16 protein-coding genes are annotated in these 19,120 nt (G+C 39.2%); 13 read left to right on the top strand and 3 right to left on the bottom strand.

What is annotated here, in order from left to right; translation table 11 throughout:
* The first annotated feature begins 200 nt into the window (after nt 1–200).
* Nucleotides 201–656 (top strand): hypothetical protein, encoded by a 456-nt coding sequence (locus GQR53_RS07705; RefSeq protein WP_165743420.1) that lies wholly within the window; start codon nt 201–203, stop codon nt 654–656.
* A gap of 176 nt (nt 657–832) precedes the next feature.
* Here the strand turns inward: GQR53_RS07705 and GQR53_RS07700 are convergent, their stop codons facing one another.
* The gene (locus GQR53_RS07700; protein WP_165743418.1) at nt 833–1,339 is read right to left on the bottom strand and encodes an ACT domain-containing protein; all 507 of its coding nucleotides are present in this window, start codon (nt 1,337–1,339) and stop codon (nt 833–835) included.
* A 381-nt stretch (nt 1,340–1,720) separates the two neighbouring features.
* Here GQR53_RS07700 and GQR53_RS07695 point away from each other — a divergent pair, with 381 nt between their 5' ends.
* The 7 genes from GQR53_RS07695 to GQR53_RS07665 all read left to right on the top strand — a co-directional run bounded on the left by GQR53_RS07695 (nt 1,721) and on the right by GQR53_RS07665 (nt 10,368).
* Entirely contained in the window at nt 1,721–3,955 is a 2,235-nt protein-coding gene (locus GQR53_RS07695; RefSeq protein ID WP_165743416.1) for an ABC transporter permease subunit, read from the top strand.
* A 15-nt stretch (nt 3,956–3,970) separates the two neighbouring features.
* Nucleotides 3,971–5,620 (top strand): phosphate ABC transporter permease PstA, encoded by a 1,650-nt coding sequence (gene pstA / locus GQR53_RS07690; protein ID WP_165743413.1) that lies wholly within the window; start codon nt 3,971–3,973, stop codon nt 5,618–5,620.
* 27 nt (nt 5,621–5,647) lie between these two features.
* Nucleotides 5,648–6,475, top strand: coding sequence for a phosphate ABC transporter ATP-binding protein PstB (gene pstB, locus GQR53_RS07685; RefSeq protein ID WP_007586464.1), 828 nt, complete (start codon nt 5,648–5,650; stop codon nt 6,473–6,475).
* A 46-nt stretch (nt 6,476–6,521) separates the two neighbouring features.
* The gene (gene phoU / locus GQR53_RS07680) at nt 6,522–7,223 is read left to right on the top strand and encodes a phosphate signaling complex protein PhoU (protein ID WP_007586465.1); all 702 of its coding nucleotides are present in this window, start codon (nt 6,522–6,524) and stop codon (nt 7,221–7,223) included.
* Nucleotides 7,224–7,373: 150 nt separating this feature from the next.
* Nucleotides 7,374–8,051, top strand: coding sequence for a TIGR00153 family protein (locus GQR53_RS07675; protein ID WP_024600191.1), 678 nt, complete (start codon nt 7,374–7,376; stop codon nt 8,049–8,051).
* A 39-nt stretch (nt 8,052–8,090) separates the two neighbouring features.
* Complete coding sequence (locus GQR53_RS07670) at nt 8,091–9,359, top strand: inorganic phosphate transporter (RefSeq protein ID WP_007586466.1); 1,269 nt, start codon at nt 8,091–8,093, stop codon at nt 9,357–9,359.
* 82 nt (nt 9,360–9,441) lie between these two features.
* A complete protein-coding gene (locus tag GQR53_RS07665) occupies nt 9,442–10,368 on the top strand; it encodes a hydrogen peroxide-inducible genes activator (RefSeq protein WP_024600190.1) in 927 nt (308 codons plus the stop codon).
* 18 nt (nt 10,369–10,386) lie between these two features.
* Here GQR53_RS07665 and GQR53_RS07660 read toward each other — a convergent pair whose 3' ends face one another.
* The gene (locus GQR53_RS07660) at nt 10,387–10,599 is read right to left on the bottom strand and encodes a hypothetical protein (protein WP_002957835.1); all 213 of its coding nucleotides are present in this window, start codon (nt 10,597–10,599) and stop codon (nt 10,387–10,389) included.
* A 181-nt stretch (nt 10,600–10,780) separates the two neighbouring features.
* Nucleotides 10,781–13,312 carry a GGDEF domain-containing protein gene (locus tag GQR53_RS07655; RefSeq protein ID WP_165743411.1) on the bottom strand — a complete coding sequence of 844 codons (2,532 nt, stop codon included), beginning with the start codon at nt 13,310–13,312 and terminating at the stop codon, nt 10,781–10,783.
* Between the two features lie 186 nt (nt 13,313–13,498).
* Between GQR53_RS07655 and queA the strand changes: the two genes are divergently transcribed.
* The 5 genes from queA to secF all read left to right on the top strand — a co-directional run bounded on the left by queA (nt 13,499) and on the right by secF (nt 19,038).
* Nucleotides 13,499–14,530: a tRNA preQ1(34) S-adenosylmethionine ribosyltransferase-isomerase QueA gene (gene queA, locus GQR53_RS07650; protein ID WP_024605593.1), complete on the top strand. Its 1,032-nt coding sequence runs from the start codon at nt 13,499–13,501 to the stop codon at nt 14,528–14,530.
* Between the two features lie 183 nt (nt 14,531–14,713).
* A complete protein-coding gene (gene tgt / locus GQR53_RS07645; protein ID WP_002957831.1) occupies nt 14,714–15,841 on the top strand; it encodes a tRNA guanosine(34) transglycosylase Tgt in 1,128 nt (375 codons plus the stop codon).
* A gap of 25 nt (nt 15,842–15,866) precedes the next feature.
* Nucleotides 15,867–16,202, top strand: a complete 336-nt coding sequence (gene yajC / locus GQR53_RS07640; protein WP_002957830.1) for a preprotein translocase subunit YajC — start codon at nt 15,867–15,869, stop codon at nt 16,200–16,202.
* Nucleotides 16,203–16,221: 19 nt separating this feature from the next.
* Nucleotides 16,222–18,081 carry a protein translocase subunit SecD gene (secD, locus tag GQR53_RS07635; RefSeq protein WP_002957829.1) on the top strand — a complete coding sequence of 620 codons (1,860 nt, stop codon included), beginning with the start codon at nt 16,222–16,224 and terminating at the stop codon, nt 18,079–18,081.
* Between the two features lie 9 nt (nt 18,082–18,090).
* Nucleotides 18,091–19,038: a protein translocase subunit SecF gene (gene secF, locus GQR53_RS07630; RefSeq protein ID WP_002957828.1), complete on the top strand. Its 948-nt coding sequence runs from the start codon at nt 18,091–18,093 to the stop codon at nt 19,036–19,038.
* The last annotated feature ends 82 nt before the right edge of the window (nt 19,039–19,120 follow it).

Here is a 19,120-nt window from a genome sequence, read left to right as displayed (position 1 = left end):
TGTAAAGCAACAAGACGATAGAGCAGTGCGGTTACTACCCACGCATTGCTCTATAAAAATTACCTATAATTTGTAAGTTGTTCTATTAAAGAGCTAGTTATTACTCATATTTAAATTAACCAACTGTTTTTAAATGGCTTTTTAATTGGCACGCTTTACGCAGTGTATTACCTATACAGTCAACTAAGTAAGGAATGCACATGCAAGTTAAAACAATTAAAGAGGTATACGATTGGACCGTTTTGTTTCATACGCAAATGGCGGCTAATTTTTATAGCGTAAAGGATTTACTCGATGAACATAATGCAATGCTGGTGGACTACTACCTAAATTACGAAAAAAAACTCGCCGAAGATTTAGTCGGGTTTAAAGCGATAACTGAAATAAATACGCTCGATACGTACAGTTATGAATACTTTGCTAAAAATCCTGAGCTAATTACTTTCGAAGACATTAGTAAAGACCAGCAATTTGATGAGAAAGTTATTCAAGCTTACTTATCAGAGCAACATCAAAAAGTGATTGAGTTATATGAATACTTACTTGAACGCGCTGAAACTCAAAGTGGGCAAGAAAAGCTTCAACAAATACTAGAGCTTGAAAAGCAAGGTATAAAGCAAATGATGCAAAGTACTAATCGTCATATGGATATGTAGCTTTATAAAAGAGCGGGATTACTGAGTTTATCTCGCTCTTATTAGCTTTAAGGTGATTATTTAAAATAGCTGATGCTTGCATCGGCTTATTTTATGTCTGCGTTAAATAATCTGCAGAGCATTTTGATGGACTAAAATGGTATGCGTGTCAGTTGTATGGCACGCATAAATGGAGGTTAAACTTCTTCTGTATCTACAATTAAATCACTTGTAATTGATTCCAATGCTTCAATAACTTCGTCTTTATCCATACCATTTGGCAAAGTAACGGTAGCAACAGCGCTAAAAATAGGCACTCCCCAATTAGGTGCGCTTTGTTGTCTTGAATTTAAATGAGTAATATTAGCGCCTTTATGGCGTATTACACTTGCCAGCTCTTGAACAATACCTGGACGATCGTTACCTGTTATAACTAGATTAATTTGCTCTAGTGTTGATGGTTCAATCTCTGTGTTTCCGGTTTCAATACGAACGTCTAACTTAGGTAACTTATTTAAAGCACTTTGTAATGACTGAAAATGCTCCTCAGCAACTTCAAGTTGAATGATACCTGCAAAATGACCTAATAAATTGCTTAAGTTACTGCTTAGCCAGTTGCCATGATTTTGTAATACGACTGATGAGATGCTCTCGACTAAACCGGGGCGATCTTGCCCTAAAATAGTTATAACCAACTGCTTCATAAATAATTCTCTTTTTAAGCCCAAAGAAAGTAAATGCATAGGCATTAAGTGTATTGTTTAATATAAATTGTGTGTTATTGCACTTTGTATAAATCTTTGATTTTAAATTAATAAAAATGGATATAGTTGTGTTGACTCTACGCAGTATCAATAGTCATTATTATTTACTAAGTACTCTCTGAGTATTGACCTCGATAAATACTTTGTCCAATTATTTTATAATTTAGTTCACTTATAAATCATCGATTTGAAGTTAATTTAGGCATTTACCTCGCGAGTCTTATTTAAAAGTGTTTTAAAGTGCTTATTGTTACCGTTGTAACAATACTGTCATCTTGATGAAATATAATTTATTCAACGTTAAGATTTAAGGGTGTTTTGATGACTTCAAATCCGAATAAACCGACTTTTAATACGGATCGAAGCCGTCTATTTAAAGATCGGTTTGCCAAATTTGGTATAACCGCAGGTGGGATAATGGTATTGGTAGCACTGCTATTAATATTTTTTTACCTTCTTTATGTAGTACAGCCAATTTTTGAATCAGCAAAAGTAGAAAAACGCGATAGCTTTCAGGTCGCTAATTCGCAGCAAATAGCAGGCCTAGGTGTAGAAGAGCAAACTGAAGTTGCTTATTTACTCAGTCAGCAAGGGCAGGTTGATTTTTACAGTGTGCAAGATGGCAGCTTTGGTAAAAAGCTTAAAACATTAAACGCCGAGCTACCAAGTGATGCAACAAGCTTTGCAACTAGCGCGCCTTTTCAAGGGCATTATGCGTTTGGTTTAAAAGATGGCACTGTAATGGTCGTAGCACCTAAATTTTTGGTCACCTTTCCTAATAACGAGCGTAAATTAACGCCTCGTTTAGACTTTCCTCTTGGGGAAATGGCTTTGGAAGTAGATGAACAAGGCTCAGCTATTAAACGCTTTGCATTTAGCCACTATGAAGACAGAACAGCTGTTGTCGCACTTACAGAAGACAAACGGGTGCTGTTTAGCAGTTTTGTTGCTGAAGAGAATATGTTTACTGGCGAAGTTGAGTGGGTTGTTGAGCGCACAGAGCTAGATGTTGAAGGGCGTGTAGATGAGCTATTAATGTCTCCAGATACAACCCGTACTTTTGTACGTTCTGCTAATCAAGTTTACGTATACGATACACGTGACCCAAGTGATGTAGAACAAATTCAGTTACTTTCAGCTAACGAAGAAAATGCCAATATTGTATCTGCACAATTACTAGCAGGTGCAAACTCATTAATGCTTGCCAATGATAACGGCGAAGTTTCGCAGTGGTTTGAAGTTAACACTGACACTGGCCGCGAATATCAAAAAATACGTTCATTTGAAACGACTAAGCAAAGTAAATTAAATGTATTTACAGAGTTCTATCGTCGTACTTTTTTTACGACCAGCAGTAACGGTGAGCTTGGGGTGTACTACACAACAAGCGAAGCAAAATTATGGCAAGGTAAAGTAAGTGAAGGCGCAATACAAAACTTTGCAATTGCACCACGTTCAAATGCTGCATTAATTTTGGCGGATAACAAACTAACAGTATTAGAAATACATAACGAGCATCCAGAAGTCACTTGGTCAGCGCTTTGGCAAGAAGTGTGGTACGAAGGTTACCCAGAGCCAGGTTATATATGGCAGTCAACATCAGCCAGTGATGACTTTGAATCTAAGTTTTCATTAGTGCCAATTTCGTTTGGTACATTAAAAGCAGCCCTTTACGCGATGTTATTTGCAGTGCCTATTGCGCTTTCGGCGGCAATTTACACGGCATACTTTATGTCGAGTAAATTACGTAAGGTAGTTAAGCCCACTGTTGAAATAATGGAAGCATTACCAACCGTTATTTTAGGTTTTTTAGCCGGTCTTTGGTTAGCTCCATTGATAGAAGAGCACTTACCTGCAATTGTTGGGTTACTCATATTATTACCTTTAGGTATGTTAGCGACAGGTTTAGCTTGGACTAAATTACCAACCAAAATTCGTCATCGAATTCCTGAAGGATCTCATTCAATTATCCTTATTCCGGTCGTTTTACTTATTGGCTGGTTTTCGTTTGCGATGAGTGAATTTGTTGAGCTTTGGATGTTTGACGGCAATGTACGTCAGTACTTAACAAATGAGCTGGGTATGACATTCGATCAACGTAACTCGCTTGTTGTAGGTATTGCGATGGGGTTTGCAGTTATTCCAACTATATTCTCAATTGCAGAAGACGCCGTATTTAGTGTTCCAAAGCATTTATCAAATGGCTCATTAGCATTAGGTGCAACGCAGTGGCAAACACTAATACGTGTTGTATTACTTACAGCAAGCCCTGGTATTTTCTCTGCGGTAATGATGGGACTTGGCCGAGCCGTTGGCGAAACCATGATTGTACTTATGGCAACGGGTAATACACCTATTATGGATTGGAGCATCTTCCAAGGTATGCGTACGCTTGCAGCAAATATTGCAGTTGAAATGCCTGAATCAGAAGTAGGTAGTTCGCATTACAGAATATTGTTCTTAGCGGCCTTTGTACTATTCATATTCACATTCATTTTTAACACAGTCGCTGAGTTTGTTCGCCAGCAACTGCGTGAAAAATATAGCTCAATGTAAGCGGAGAGACATGACATGGTAAAGCAGTGGTTTAAGTCTGGTTCTCCTTGGATTTGGATGACCGGTGGTGCAGTGAGCATCAGTTTAATTTCAGTTCTAGGCTTATTAGCAATGATAGCCTGGAAAGGATTAAGTTTTTTCTGGCCTTCAGAAGTTGTGCAGTTTGAACTTGAAGGGTCAATTTCAAAACAAACCGTTATTGGCGAAGTTTATGACCGTGAATTAGTACCAAAAACGCGTTTAGCCGCGACAGGTATTGACGTTAGCGGATTTGAAAAAGAAGAAATAGAGCGCTTACTTATTAAAACAGGTAATCGTGAGTATGTAGATTTAGACTTTCGTTGGATATTAGAAACCGACATTAAAAATAAAACAACACCTGCAACGCTTGCTGTATTTGAGCGTAGTAAAAACGGTAATTTTTATGGTTATGTTGAAAGTGTAATTAAAGATGGTAAACCAGTCGAAGGCGATAAAATTGAAGCTCTACATGAACTTGTAGAGCGTGCCGTGGATTTAAACGACGAAGCACTTGATTTACAAAATGGTGACATTGGGCATATTAACTACGCACTTGAACGCCTTCGTTTAAAAGAAAAGGGCTACTTACTCGATAATGCACTTACTGATGAGCGTGTTGCTGAGCTTGCTCAAGAGCGTGCTGAATTACGTGCACAGTATGGTGTACTTGAAAAAGATTTATTTGCACTACGCAAGCAAGCTAAGCGTGACCACGTAACTGTAAAAGATATGCGCGGTGAGGTTGTAACGATTCCGATGTACCAAGTACTTGATGTTTGGTTTCCAAACGACATGGGCTTTTTTGCAAAGCTAGGTCACTATTTTGTACAGCTAGGTAAGTTTGTATCTGATGATCCACGTGAAGCAAATACAGAGGGCGGTGTTTTCCCTGCTATATTTGGTACTGTGTTTATGGTTATGTTGATGGCTGTAATAGTGACACCGTTTGGCGTTGTTGCTGCAATTTACTTACACGAGTACGCCGCTAAAAATGCAATCACTAAAATGATTCGTATCGCGGTGATTAACTTGGCTGGTGTTCCTTCAATTGTATATGGTGTATTTGGCCTTGGCTTTTTTGTATACATGTTAGGTGGTAGCTTAGACCAACTATTTTATCCAGAATCGTCGCCAACGCCAGTATTTGGTACGCCAGGTGTAATGTGGTCGGCATTAACGCTCGCTATACTAACGCTGCCAGTTGTTATTGTATCGACTGAAGAAGGTTTATCTCGTATTCCAAGTACCGTACGTGATGGTTCACTAGCGCTTGGCGCAACAAAAGTAGAAACGTTATGGCGCATAATTATTCCAATGGCAAGCCCTGCAATTATGACCGGTTTAATACTGGCAGTTGCGCGTGCTGCAGGTGAAGTTGCACCGTTAATGCTAGTAGGCGTCGTAAAAATGGCCCCTACATTACCACTTGATGGCAACTTCCCGTATTTTCACTTAGATAGAAAGTTCATGCACTTAGGCTTTCATATATACGATGTTGGCTTCCAAAGCCCTAATGTTGAAGCGGCACGCCCGCTGGTATACGCAACGGCCTTTTTATTGGTGTCGGTGATTATTACCCTAAACATAACGGCCATTGGTATACGTAACCATTTACGTGAAAAATTCAGATCGCTTGAACACTAATTAGTAAAGATTTTATAGGTAACAAAAATGATTACAGTCGCTCCAAAAGTAAACCAAGCTAATATAGGCCAGAAGTTAGACCTAGAAAATTTAACGGATGACCAAAAAGCGCTAGAGATTAAAGATCTCGATCTTTACTACGGTGATAAGCAAGCGCTTAATAAAGTAAATATGAACATTCCAAAAGGCCAAGTAACTGCGTTTATAGGACCATCAGGTTGTGGTAAATCAACTCTATTACGTTGTATTAACCGCATGAACGATTTGGTTGATATTTGTCGTATTGAAGGTGAAATATTACTTCACGGTCAAAACATTTACGATAAGAGCGTAGATGTAGCAGCACTTCGTCGTAATGTAGGTATGGTGTTTCAGCGTCCTAACCCATTTCCTAAATCAATTTATGAAAATGTGGTTTATGGCCTACGCTTACAAGGCATTAAAGAGAAGCGTAAGTTAGACGAAGTGGTAGAGCAATCACTTCGTGGTGCTGCTTTATGGGATGAAGTAAAAGATAGATTACACGATAGCGCGTTTGGCTTATCGGGTGGTCAGCAACAGCGTTTAGTTATTGCTCGCTCAATTGCAATTGAGCCTGAGGTACTTTTACTTGATGAACCAACATCAGCACTCGACCCAATTTCTACTTTGGTAATCGAAGAGCTAATAAACGATTTAAAAAACCAATTTACCGTTGTTATTGTTACTCATAACATGCAACAAGCGGCACGCGTATCTGATCAAACAGCCTTTATGTATATGGGCGAATTGATTGAGTACTCAGACACAAATACCTTATTTACTACACCAACGAAGAAAAAGACCGAAGATTACATTACCGGTCGTTACGGTTAATTAGTCCGTTATAGCGTGTTGTGCAAGATAAAGAGAGAAGGTAACTATGGAACATAATATTAATAAACATATTTCTGGGCGTTTTAACCAAGAGCTAGAAAATGTACGTAATCATGTATTAAGCATGGGTGGATTAGTTGAGCAGCAGTTAAATAGTGCGCTTGATGCTGTGAGCCGTAACGATGCAGAGCTTGCTCAAAAGGTACGTCAGAACGATTATAAAGTGAATGCTATGGAAGTAAGCATTGATGAAGAATGTACGCGTATTATTGCGCGTCGCCAGCCTGCAGCAAGCGACTTACGTTTAGTGATTGCAATTGCAAAAACAATTGCTGATTTAGAACGTATTGGCGATGAAGCTGAGCGAATTGCTAAAGTTGCACTAGACTCATTTACTAAAGATCAGCAAGATTTATTAGTAAATATTGAAAATATGGGCCGTCAAGTTTTAAAAATGCTACACGACGTACTAGATGCATTTGCGCGTATGGATGTGCAACGCGCATTTCAAGTACATAAAGAAGATGCAAAAGTTGACCGCGAATATGAAGCTATCACACGTCAAATAATGACTTACATGATGGAAGATCCACGCTCAATCCCTAAAATCATGGACTTAGTTTGGTCTGTTCGCTCATTAGAGCGTATTGGTGATCGCTGTCAGAACATTGCTGAATACATTATTTATTTTGTTAATGGCAAAGATATTCGCCATACATCTCAAGAAGATATAGAAAAATCACTATGATTTTTCATCCATCACGTATTTCTATTAAAGCGGCTTAGTGCCGCTTTGTGTATTGCAAGCTTTAGTGAAGTAATAAAAAGCGTTCACAATCTTGGTTAATACTGTAAAATTCATGCTGCAAAGCATATCAATTTGATTAAAGGGTCAGTTATGCCTACAAACGCGTTTTTAGGAGTATTTGCAAAATCTCCTATCAAACCAATGGAAGAACACATCAAGAAGGTTCATCAAGCAAGTAAAGCTTTGATACCTTTTTTTAATCACGTATTTAAAGAAGAGTGGGTACAGGCAGAAGAGCTTCGCATCACTATTCGCAATTTAGAACGTGAAGCTGATGATATGAAAAGAGATATACGTTTACAGTTACCGCGTGGTTTATTCATGCCGGTAGAGCGTACAGATCTTCTCGAATTAGTAACTCAACAAGATAAAATTGCCAATAAAGCGAAAGACATAGCTGGGCGAGTAATTGGTCGTGAAATGACCATACCAAAAGTTATGCAAACTGACTTTTTAGCTTACTTAACTCGTTGTGTAGATGCGACTAAACAAGCATCAAAGGCAATTAACGAGTTAGAAGAATTGTTAGAAACGGGTTTTAAAGGTCGAGAAGTCACCTTAGTAGAAAAAATGTTAGTTGAATTGGATGCCATAGAACAAGACACGGACGAAATGCAGATAAAAGTACGCCGCCAGCTACGTGATGTAGAGGGTGAGTTAAATCCAATTGATGTGATGTTTTTATACAAAATCATTGAATGGGTTGGCGAGCTTGCAGATATTGCAGAGCGCGTAGGATCACGTCTTGAGCTGATGTTAGCTCGTTAATTTAAAATCAGTTCAAACACGAAAGATTAAGGTTTTACAATGGATATCATTGCATCTTACGGCACGGTATTAATTTTAATTGCCGCAGCAGTCGGCTTTTTTATGGCTTATGGTATTGGCGCGAATGACGTAGCTAACGCCATGGGTACATCTGTAGGTTCAAAAGCACTTACAATCAAACAAGCAATTTTTATTGCGATGATTTTTGAATTTGCAGGCGCTTACTTAGCGGGTGGTGAGGTTACATCAACAATTCGTAAAGGAATTATTGATGCGGCACCGTTTGCAGATATTCCGGAGCTTATGGTTCTGGGTATGATTTCGTCTTTATTTGCAGCGGGTGCTTGGTTATTAATGGCCTCGTTCTTAGGTTGGCCAGTATCAACGACTCACTCAATCATTGGTGCAATCATTGGTTTTGCGTTAGTTGCTGTCGGCACTGAGGCGATTCAATGGGATAAAGTAGGTGGTATTGTTGGTAGTTGGATTATAACGCCCGCCATATCAGGCTTTATTGCATACTTAATATTTATGAGTGCACAAAAACTTATTTTCAATACAGATGCACCACTAAAAAATGCTAAACGCTATGTACCACTTTATATGGGTTTAGCAGGTTTTATAATGGCCTTGGTTACAATTAAAAAAGGCTTAAAGCATGTTGGTGTTGATTTAGGTGCAGCCGAAGGGTATGCCCTTGCAATCGCAGTTGCAGTAGTTGTTGCTATTATTGGTAAAATTGCTATTTCTCGTTTAAATATCGATCCAAAAGCAGATAAACAAATGCAGTTCAACAATGTTGAAAAAGTGTTTGCTGTTCTAATGGTATTAACAGCATGTTGTATGGCCTTTGCACATGGTTCTAACGACGTCGCTAATGCAATTGGTCCATTAGCTGCTGTTGTAAATATAGTTGAAAACAATGGTGAAATTGCTAAGAAAGCCGCTATTGCTTGGTGGATTCTACCTTTAGGTGGTTTTGGTATTGTTGCGGGTCTTGCTATTTTAGGCAAAAAAGTAATCAAAACGATTGGTGAAGGTATTACGCATTTAACACCTAGCCGTGGTTTTGCTGCTGAACTAGCCGCTGCTTCTACCGTTGTTATTGCATCAGGTACTGGTATGCCAATCTCTACTACTCAAACCTTAGTAGGTGCGGTACTAGGTGTAGGTATGGCACGTGGAATTGGTGCACTTAACATGGGTGTTATCAGAAACATCGTAGTTTCTTGGGTAATTACATTGCCAGTTGGCGCTGCCCTTGCTATTGTTATTTTCTACGTACTAAGAACCGCATTTGGGGTTTAACAAAAAAGTACTCAAAGACTTTTAGCTTGAAAAGATCTCAATGCCCTAGGTGTTGGGGTCTTTTTATTTGTGGAAAGAAAAAATGACCAATCTTCCAAGTATCAAACAGCTACAGTATTTATTAGCTGTTCATCAACATCAGCACTTTGGCAGAGCTGCCAGTGCCTGTTTTATTGGACAATCTACTTTAAGCAGTGCTATTCAAAATCTTGAAGAAACTTTGGGTTGCCAGCTTATTGAACGCGAAAATCGCAGCCTTATGTTTACCAGTATTGGTGAAGAAGTTGTTGAGCGCTCTCGTAAAATAATTAACGATACAATTAGTTTAAAAGAGCTCACTAAAAGCTTTTTAACACCACTGAGTGGTAAATTAACAGTGGGTGTTATACCTACAATTGCTAGCTTTATAGCGGCTCCTCTGTATCACTTTTGTAAAGAAACCTTTTGTGATTTAGAGCTGGTTTTAATAGAAGATACAAGTGATAAGCTATTGGATAAACTTGAGCATGGGCATATTGATTTAGCGCTACTTGCACTGCCATACGAAACCGATAAATTTCATACACAAGTATTGGCAAAAGATCAGTTTAGTTTAGTGCACCATAAGGATTACAGCGCTGCAAAGGGCGTAGTCGACTTTAATCTATTACCAGAGGCTAGCGTATTCTTACTCGAGCGTGAGCACTGTATGACAGGCCATGCGCTTAGTGCATGTCATTTAAATCGTGCTAGTTGTATTAACCCATTCGAAGCAGCAAGCTTGCATACATTATTGAGTATGGTTGAGCATCAGCTCGGGGTGACTTTTTTACCACAAATGGCGATTAACGCCGGAATTTTAGATAATAAAAATATGGTGGCTACACCATCACAAAGTGATGCATATAGAGATATTGGCATATTGTGGCGTAAAACTACGGGGCGGATCCGCGACTTTAAGTTATTTAGTCAACAGCTTGAGGTATTTTTAAAGCGTCAATGTAGTTTAGATTTTTCTAAATTAGAATAGGAAATGAATGAAAGCAGCCTATAAAGGCTGCTTTTGATTTTGAAGATGGCTTTCAAAAGGTTCAAGTTCGGGTAAAAATAGTAAATAAATCCATACCACTAAGTTAAAGTAAGGCACGCAGCCTAATACAGTAAAAACCTTAACTGGGTAGCCTTTAATATTTGCGTAACGATAACACTGATACGCGATTGCAAAATGTATAATCAGTAATAACATAACTAGCTGTGTCATACCTTTCTCCTTAAAAGCCCAAATAGCTTTGAAACCTAATACAAATATCAGTACTACGTCGCCAAAAGGTAATGTCATGTTTTTAAAGTGAAATGCATTAAAAGATACGACATTTTTCATTTGATACTGAAAGTATAGGCAAGAAAAGTAATATTGGTAGTAACAAATTGTTTAATTTTGTTTATTTTAGGCTAGCTTGTTGTTGGTAAAACGTTTTATTTTTTGAAATTTTTTCAAGTTCATCTTTTACTTTTTCAACAGGTATTGGGCGTGCAATAAAGTAGCCTTGTCCATAATCAACACCTATCTCTTTTAGTGCAAAAAATATCTCTTCGTTTTCAACGTACTCAGCTACAGAAAGCTTACCGAGAGACCGACTAATATCATTTATTGCTTTTACTAACGCTAAGTCTATAGGGTCATTAAGCATGCCACTTACAAATGAGCCATCAATTTTTACATGCTGTGCCGGAAGCTGCTTTAAATAATTAAATGTACTAAAGCCAGTTCCAAAATCATCGATAGAAAAATGACAGCCTAAGCTATTAAGCTTCTCGATCATTTTACGAGTGGCTTTTAAGTTATTAATACTCGCAGATTCAGTTATTTCAAAAATTATCCGCGAAGCGGGCACGTTATACTTTTCAAGGTTTGATTCAATTAATGGCAATAAGCGTTCATCTAAGAACGATTGTGCTGACAAATTAATAGCAACTTGGTTTAACTCTGGGTGCTTAGATACACAAGCAATAGCATTACGTATAACGCATTGATCCATCAAAAATGTGTCGTTAAGCATTTCTAAAGAGGGAATAAACTGGTTTGGGTATACGAGTTCACCTTTGAGTTTTAAGCGTAAAAGCGCTTCAAAATAAGCAACTTTACACTCCTTAAAATCCCAAATAGGTTGGTAATGTAGTTCAATATTATCTTGCTGTAGTGCTTGGCGAATTTCATGGCCCCATTCAAGCCCTGTTTGTAGTGTATTGTTTTGAGCATCTTCTTTTGAATAGCAATGTACTAAGTTACGCCCTAGGTTTTTGGCAATATACAAAGCAATATCGGCTTGTTTTAAACACTCATTAGGGTCGTTATTTTGTGTCGTGATTTGAGTTAAACCAATAGAGCAGCTAATAGTGTATATCTGATCTTCTGATTTAAAAGCATGTTTTTCTATCGCACTACACACACCTTCTGCAATAAGGTGTGCATCCAGTAAATTCATATTGGTAAGTATGACTGCAAATTCATCCCCACCAATTCTGCATACCAGGTGATCGTCGCCAATATTTGCTTTAAATAATTGCGCCACTTCTTTTAAAACTATATCGCCCTGATGATGGCCTTTACTGTCGTTTATTATTTTAAAGTGATCGAGGTCAATATAAATAACAGCATGCTCTATGCCATCATAGGTGTATTTATCTTGGCATATTTTATTAAGCTGTTGATCAAAATAATAACGATTATGTAAACCTGTTAATGGGTCATGGTGTGCTAAATGACGTAGTTGAATCTCAGCTTGCTTTCGTTCGTGTATATTGTCGATAGTTGCGGTTATGGTCGCGTTATTACGGCTATTTTTTATTAGCTGCAATCTGCATTCAACCCAAATTAAATTGCCATTTTTGTGGGTTAACTTTACTTCTATTTGTTGCTGTTGCTCGCCACCATGTAAAATATCGTTAATAGTGTAGTCAAGCCTTCCTTTATCTTCGTTATTACAATAAGCGCTTAATGGGTTTTGTAGTGATGATTTAACACCAAAACCGCTTAATGTTTCCCATGCGGGGTTAATAAAACGAATATTACCTTGCTGATCGAGCTCTAAAACAACTGTATTTAAGTGCAATAAAATACGCTGATGAGCAGAAAATAACTCTTTGTAACGCACTTCGCTCACGCTCAATTGTTCTACTTTGTAAGCAAATTCAGCATAACTCACCATAAAATCTTCACGTCGTGCGGCGTGGTCACACACTTTGTTTAAAAATGAAGGATCGTAAGGGGCTCTGATAAAGTCGGTAACACCCGAAAGCAAAAGCTGCTCAGCGTAATCGGCATCGTCACTTTCTATAATTGTAACAATAGCTTGTTTAGAATTGTGCTGGAGGATTTCTTCAACGAGTACACTCGAGCTCTCTGCACTTGATGTAGTGGCATCGAGTAGCACAATTGAAAACTGCTGTTGGTTATAAGCGTTAAGTGCCGCTTTAGCTGAAGTTACGTGAGTGATAGCAAAGTTTAACTTTAACTGTTCACTTATTTTGTCGGCCGTATTTTGAAGTGGCTCTAATAATAATAAGTTTAGCCGGCTACTTTTTTCTAAGTGAGTAGATAAAACATTCGCAAGTACTTGAGGGAGCATATCTTTGTGCTCAAACGGTAGCACAGCATCTATCCCATAGCTTCGGGCTGTTGTTTCGGCAATCCGCTCACAGTAAATTGGCGGAATAAGTAAGATTGGTGTGTTTTTTGGTGTTTTTAATAATCCTGAGCGGATCATCCTAGAAAAGCGCCAGCCATCAATTTTACCAACATTAATGCCCGTTATTATAATATCAACAGGGTGTTGTTTTAAAAGCTTTAAAGCTTGTTGACTGTCTTGGGCATCAATAAAGGTAAATACATTTAAGCTATCTAAAGTGCCCTTAATCGCGCGACGTTCAGCACTACTTGCGTTTAATATTAGCAATTTAAGCTGGTTTGGCACGAGTTGAACACCCCTAATATAACTTATAATAATTTAGCCGAATAAGAATAGTGACATTTAACCATAAGAACAAGAGAATTTAATGGCAAACACGCAAACAGACATTATAAGTTTGGCTGATTTCTTGAGCTTAATATCCGATACATATACACTTGGCGCGATTTTAAATGATGTGGATTACTAATTATGCGCGTGGCTGACTTTAGCTTTGACTTACCTGATGAATTAATAGCTCGTTTTCCTAAAGCGGACAGAACCAGCAGCCGTCTACTCACTTTAGATGGCCCAAGCGGAACTTTAGAACATAAAGTGTTTAGCGATATACTTGATTTAGTAAACGAAGGCGATTTATTGGTCTTTAACAATACACGCGTTATTCCAGCGCGTATGTTTGGTCAAAAAGCTTCAGGCGGAAAAGTTGAAGTACTTGTAGAGCGGGTATTAGATGAGCATCGCGTACTTGCGCATGTACGGGCAAGCAAGTCGCTTAAGGTCGGTAACGAAGTTATTTTAGAAGGCAAAGCCAAGGCAATAATGGTTGCACGCCACGATACTTTATTTGAGCTTGAGTTCGATCATAGCCAAAACGTGCTAGATATACTTAATGATATTGGCCATATGCCACTGCCTCCTTATATTGACCGACCTGATACCGATGCTGACCGTGAGCGCTATCAAACTGTTTATGGAGAAAAGCCAGGTGCAGTTGCAGCACCAACTGCAGGTCTACATTTTGACGATAAGTTAATGACAGCACTCAAAGATAAAGGCGTAAATATGGCTTTTGTTACGCTACACGTTGGCGCTGGTACTTTTCAGCCGGTACGAGTTGATAGTGTTGATGAGCATGTAATGCACTCAGAGTACATAGAAGTACCTGATGACGTAGTTGCAGCTGTTGCGCAAACTAAAGCAAATGGTGGGCGTGTAATTGCGATAGGCACAACTTCAGTTCGCTCATTGGAGTCGGCTGCTAAAGTTCACGGCGGCAAGTTAGATACGTATTTTGGTGATACCGATATATTTATTTTTCCGGGTTATCAATTTAATGTTGTTGATGCCATGGTCACAAATTTTCACTTACCAGAATCAACGCTTATAATGTTAGTCAGCGCATTTAGCGGCCAAGACAATATTATGGGCGCTTACAATACTGCAATAGAGCAGCAGTACCGCTTTTTTAGTTATGGCGACGCGATGTTTTTAACACGTAAGTAACAAAATATTGTTTAATACTCAGTCGAATATATTAAAACCCCCAGCTTAGTTGCTGGGGTTTTTGTTTGCGGCAATTGGCAAAACTGAATTTATCGCAGCTAATAGTATTAGTGAGGCAAAAAGGGTAGAATCAGGCGGTTAAATTATAGCTTGTTGGACTGTTTTTCCGACATTGAGGATGATATGAAATTTGAATTAGATTGTACTGACGGAAAAGCGCGCCGCGGCCGCTTAATTTTTGACCGTGGTGTAATAGAAACACCTGCTTTTATGCCTGTTGGTACTTACGGTACTGTAAAAGGTATGACGCCAGATGAAGTTAAAGCCACTGGTGCGCAAATATGTTTAGGTAATACCTTTCATTTAATGCTTCGCCCAGGTACTGAGATCATTAAACAACATGGTGATTTACACGACTTTATGAATTGGGACTTCCCAATTTTAACTGACTCAGGCGGTTTTCAAGTATTTAGCTTAGGCGCAATGCGCAAAATCACTGAAGAAGGCGTTTTATTTCAATCTCCAGTAAATGGTGATGAAATTATGATGTCGCCTGAAAAGTCGATGGAAGTACAGCGCGACTTAGGCTCAGACATCGTTATGATTTTTGACGAGTGTACGCCATACCCAGCAACTGAAAAAGAAGCTAAAGATTCTATGGAGTTATCTCTTCGTTGGGCTAAGCGCTCAAAAGAAGGGCATGGCGATAATCCATCTGCTTTATTTGGTATTATCCAAGGTGGTATGTACCCAGAATTACGTGCACAATCACAAGCTGGTCTTGAAGAAATTGGTTTTGACGGTTATGCATTAGGCGGCCTATCAGTAGGTGAGCCTAAAAACGAAATGATGAATATCCTTGATCATTGTGCGTTTAAAATGCCAGAAGACAAGCCTCGTTACCTTATGGGTGTAGGCAAGCCAGAAGACTTAGTTGAGTCGGTTCGCCGTGGTATTGATATGTTTGACTGTGTTATGCCAACACGTAATGCGCGTAACGGCCATTTATTTATTACCACGGGTGTAGTAAAAATACGTAACGCAGTGCATAAAACAGATACAGGGCCACTTGACCCTGAGTGTGATTGCCATACGTGTAAAAACTATTCACGAGCTTATTTGCATCACCTTGATAAATGTAACGAAATTTTAGGTGCGCGACTAAACACAATTCATAACTTACGTTACTATCAACGTGTTATGGAAGGTTTACGTAATGCAATTAGCGAAGGTAAATTAGAAGAATTTGTACAAGATTTTTATGCTCGCCGAGGCCAAGATGTGCCAGAGTTAGCAGATATAAAAAATTAAACTTTAAAATTAAAGAGGAAGTATCATGAGTTTATTTATTTCAAATGCACACGCAGCAGCTGGTCAACCTGCGGCAGGCGGTGGTTGGGAAATGCTAATAATGTTAGCTATTTTCGGTTTGGTTTTTTACTTTTTAATCTACCGCCCACAAGCTAAGCGCGTTAAAGAGCACAAAAGCTTAATGAGTATGATGGCTAAAGGTGATGAAGTACTTACCCAAGGCGGTTTAGTGGGTAAAATTGTGAAAATTTCTGAAGAGAAAGATTTCATCGTTATCTCTTTAAACGAGCAAGCAGAAGTTACAGTACAAAAATCTGCAGTATCTGCAGTATTGCCAAAAGGCACAATGAAGTCGCTATAAAAATAATAAGGACGACCCCGTGTTAAACAAGTTTCCAGTTTGGAAGTATTTACTTGTTTTAGCTGTGGTAGCCATTGGCCTTTTATATGCCTCTCCAAACTTGTATGGTCGCGATCCGGCCATACAAGTTTCAGGTGCTAAAGGCGCTGATGTCGATCTCAGTGTTGTAGACAAAGTAAACGCAATCCTTAAAACAAATAATGTAACCGCTAAATCGACAATACTTGAAGATGGACAAATTTTAGTTCGTTTAAAAAATGTTGAAGAGCAACTTAAAGCGCATGACTTACTTCGTGATTCGCTGAGCGATGATTACATTTCTGCTATTAATATGGCACCTGCTCAACCAGCTTGGTTAAAAGCAGTTGGTGGTAACCCTATGAAGCTAGGTCTTGATTTAAGTGGTGGCGTACATTTCACCATGGAAATCGACATGGCAACAGCGGTTGATAACCAGCTTGAGCAAATGGAACAAGATTTTCGCAGTGACCTGCGCGAAGAAAAACTACGTTATCGTAGTGTTCGCCGCGTAGCAGGCTCCGATCGTATGCGTGTAGAAATGCGTACCGAAGAAGACAAAAATGCTGCAGAGAGTTTCTTAGAAACTCGCTACCCGCTAAATGTCTACATTGATGACAGCAGTAACGATAAAGCATTTTTTGCGACAATGAGTGAGCAAAAACTCAAAGAAATTCGTGACTACGCTATCAAGCAAAATGAAACGATTATTCGTAACCGTATCAACCAAATTGGTGTTGCAGAGCCTAACGTACAACGCCAAGGCGCTGAGCGTATTATTGTTCAACTACCAGGTATTCAAGATACTGCACGTGCTAAAGAAATTTTAGGCGCGACAGCAACACTTGAATTTCGTGAAGTAGACGAAAACGCAGATATTAGCGCTGCTGCCCAAGGTCGTATCCCAGCGGGTACTGAAATGATCATGAGCCGCGACGGTTACCCTGTTGTACTTAAAAAGCGTATTATTTTAGAGGGCAGCCATATTACGGGCGCGCAATCTGGCGCTGATGAATACCAACGTCCGCAAGTAAGTATTACGCTAGATAGCAAAGGTGGGGCAAAAATGAATGCCTTTACCAAGCGTGCTATTGGTAAGCGTATGGCAACGGTATTTATTGAGTACAAGCCATCAGGTAAAAAAGATGCAGACGGTAAAGCGCTTCCGCCTATTAAGGTTGAAGAAGTTATTAACGTAGCAACGATTCAAGCCCGTCTTGATCGCTCGTTCCGTATTACCGGCATTGATAACCCAGCAGAAGCTCATAACTTAAGCTTACTACTTCGTGCTGGTGCACTTGTAGCGCCAATTCAAATTGTTGAAGAGCGCACAGTAGGTCCAAGCTTAGGACAAGAAAATATTGAAGCGGGTATGACTGCGGTTGCACTTGGCTTTGCGTTTGTACTTGTATTTATGCTTGTGTACTACAAAGGTTTTGGTATGGTTGCAAACCTGGCGCTTGCGGCTAACTTAGTACTAATTGTAGGTGTTATGTCTTTAATTCCGGGCGCTACACTTACGCTACCAGGTATTGCCGGTATTGTATTAACAGTAGGTATGGCAGTTGATGCTAACGTACTTATTTTTGAGCGTATTCGTGAAGAGCTGGCCGATGGCCGTAGCCCTCAACAAGCGATTCATTTTGGTTACGATAGCGCATTTAGCACTATATTTGATGCCAACATCACGACACTAATTGCTGCCATTATACTGTTTGCAGTGGGCACTGGTCCGATTGCGGGCTTTGCAGTGACACTTGCGATTGGTATTTTAACTTCAATGTTTACAGCCATCGTTGGTACCCGTGCGGTAATCAACTTATTTGTTGGTGGTAAACGCATTGATAAACTTTCGATTTAAGGAGCAGACATGCAAATTTTAAGTTTGGGTAGTAGAACCCTTCGTTTCATGTCTCTTCGAAAAGTGGCTATGGGTTTCTCGACGCTACTAATTTTAGCGTCGTTTGCATCAATTTTTATCAAAGGCCTAAACTTTGGTTTAGATTTTACCGGCGGTACTGCGGTAGAAGTGGGTTTTTCACAACCGGCTGACCTTAAAAAAGTACGTGATGCACTAGCTGATAATGGTTTTGCTGATGCATCAGTGCAGCTATTTGGTTCAAGCCAAGAAATTTTAGTTCGCTTAGCACCACGCGGTAGCGATGTAAAAGCTGAGGTGATTGGTAACCAAGTAATCGATGCACTTAAAAAAGCAGACGACAGCGTAGTAATGCGCCGTATTGAGTTTGTAGGCCCAAGTGTAGGTGAAGACTTAAAAGAGCAGGGTGGCCTTGCCATGTTAACTGCGCTTATTTGTATCTTAATCTATGTTGCGTTCCGTTTTGAATGGCGCTTTGCAGTAGGTGCGGTAGGTGCACTGCTACACGATGTTATCATTACTGTGGGTTTATTTTCGGTATTAGGTTTAGAGTTTGATTTAACTATATTAGCGGCAATTCTTGCGGTAATTGGTTATTCACTCAATGATACGATTGTTGTATCAGACCGTATACGTGAAAACTTCCGTAAGGTACGCATTGACGATACGATAGAAATTATTGATATTTCACTTACGCAAACACTTAACCGTACACTTGTAACATCAATCACGACTATTTTAGTATTGATTGCCTTGTTTGCATGGGGCGGACAAACCATTCATGGTTTTGCAACTGCATTACTGTTTGGTGTGTTTATTGGTACTTATTCTTCGATTTATGTTGCAAGCTCTGTTGCTATAGCAATGGGCGTAAGCAAAGAAGATTTAATACCAGAAGTAATTGAAAAAGAAGGCGCAGACCAAGACGCTATGCCGTAATGGTTTTGTAACTACTTTAAAAACCGCTCATTGAGCTAACACCGATCAGTTAAGGTATTTTTGATCGGTTGACCGATCTTTT

The sequence above is a fragment of the Pseudoalteromonas sp. Z9A6 genome, from assembly GCF_011378805.1.
Taxonomy (GTDB): domain Bacteria; phylum Pseudomonadota; class Gammaproteobacteria; order Enterobacterales; family Alteromonadaceae; genus Pseudoalteromonas; species Pseudoalteromonas distincta.
This window is presented reverse-complemented; position numbering and strand designations above follow the sequence as displayed.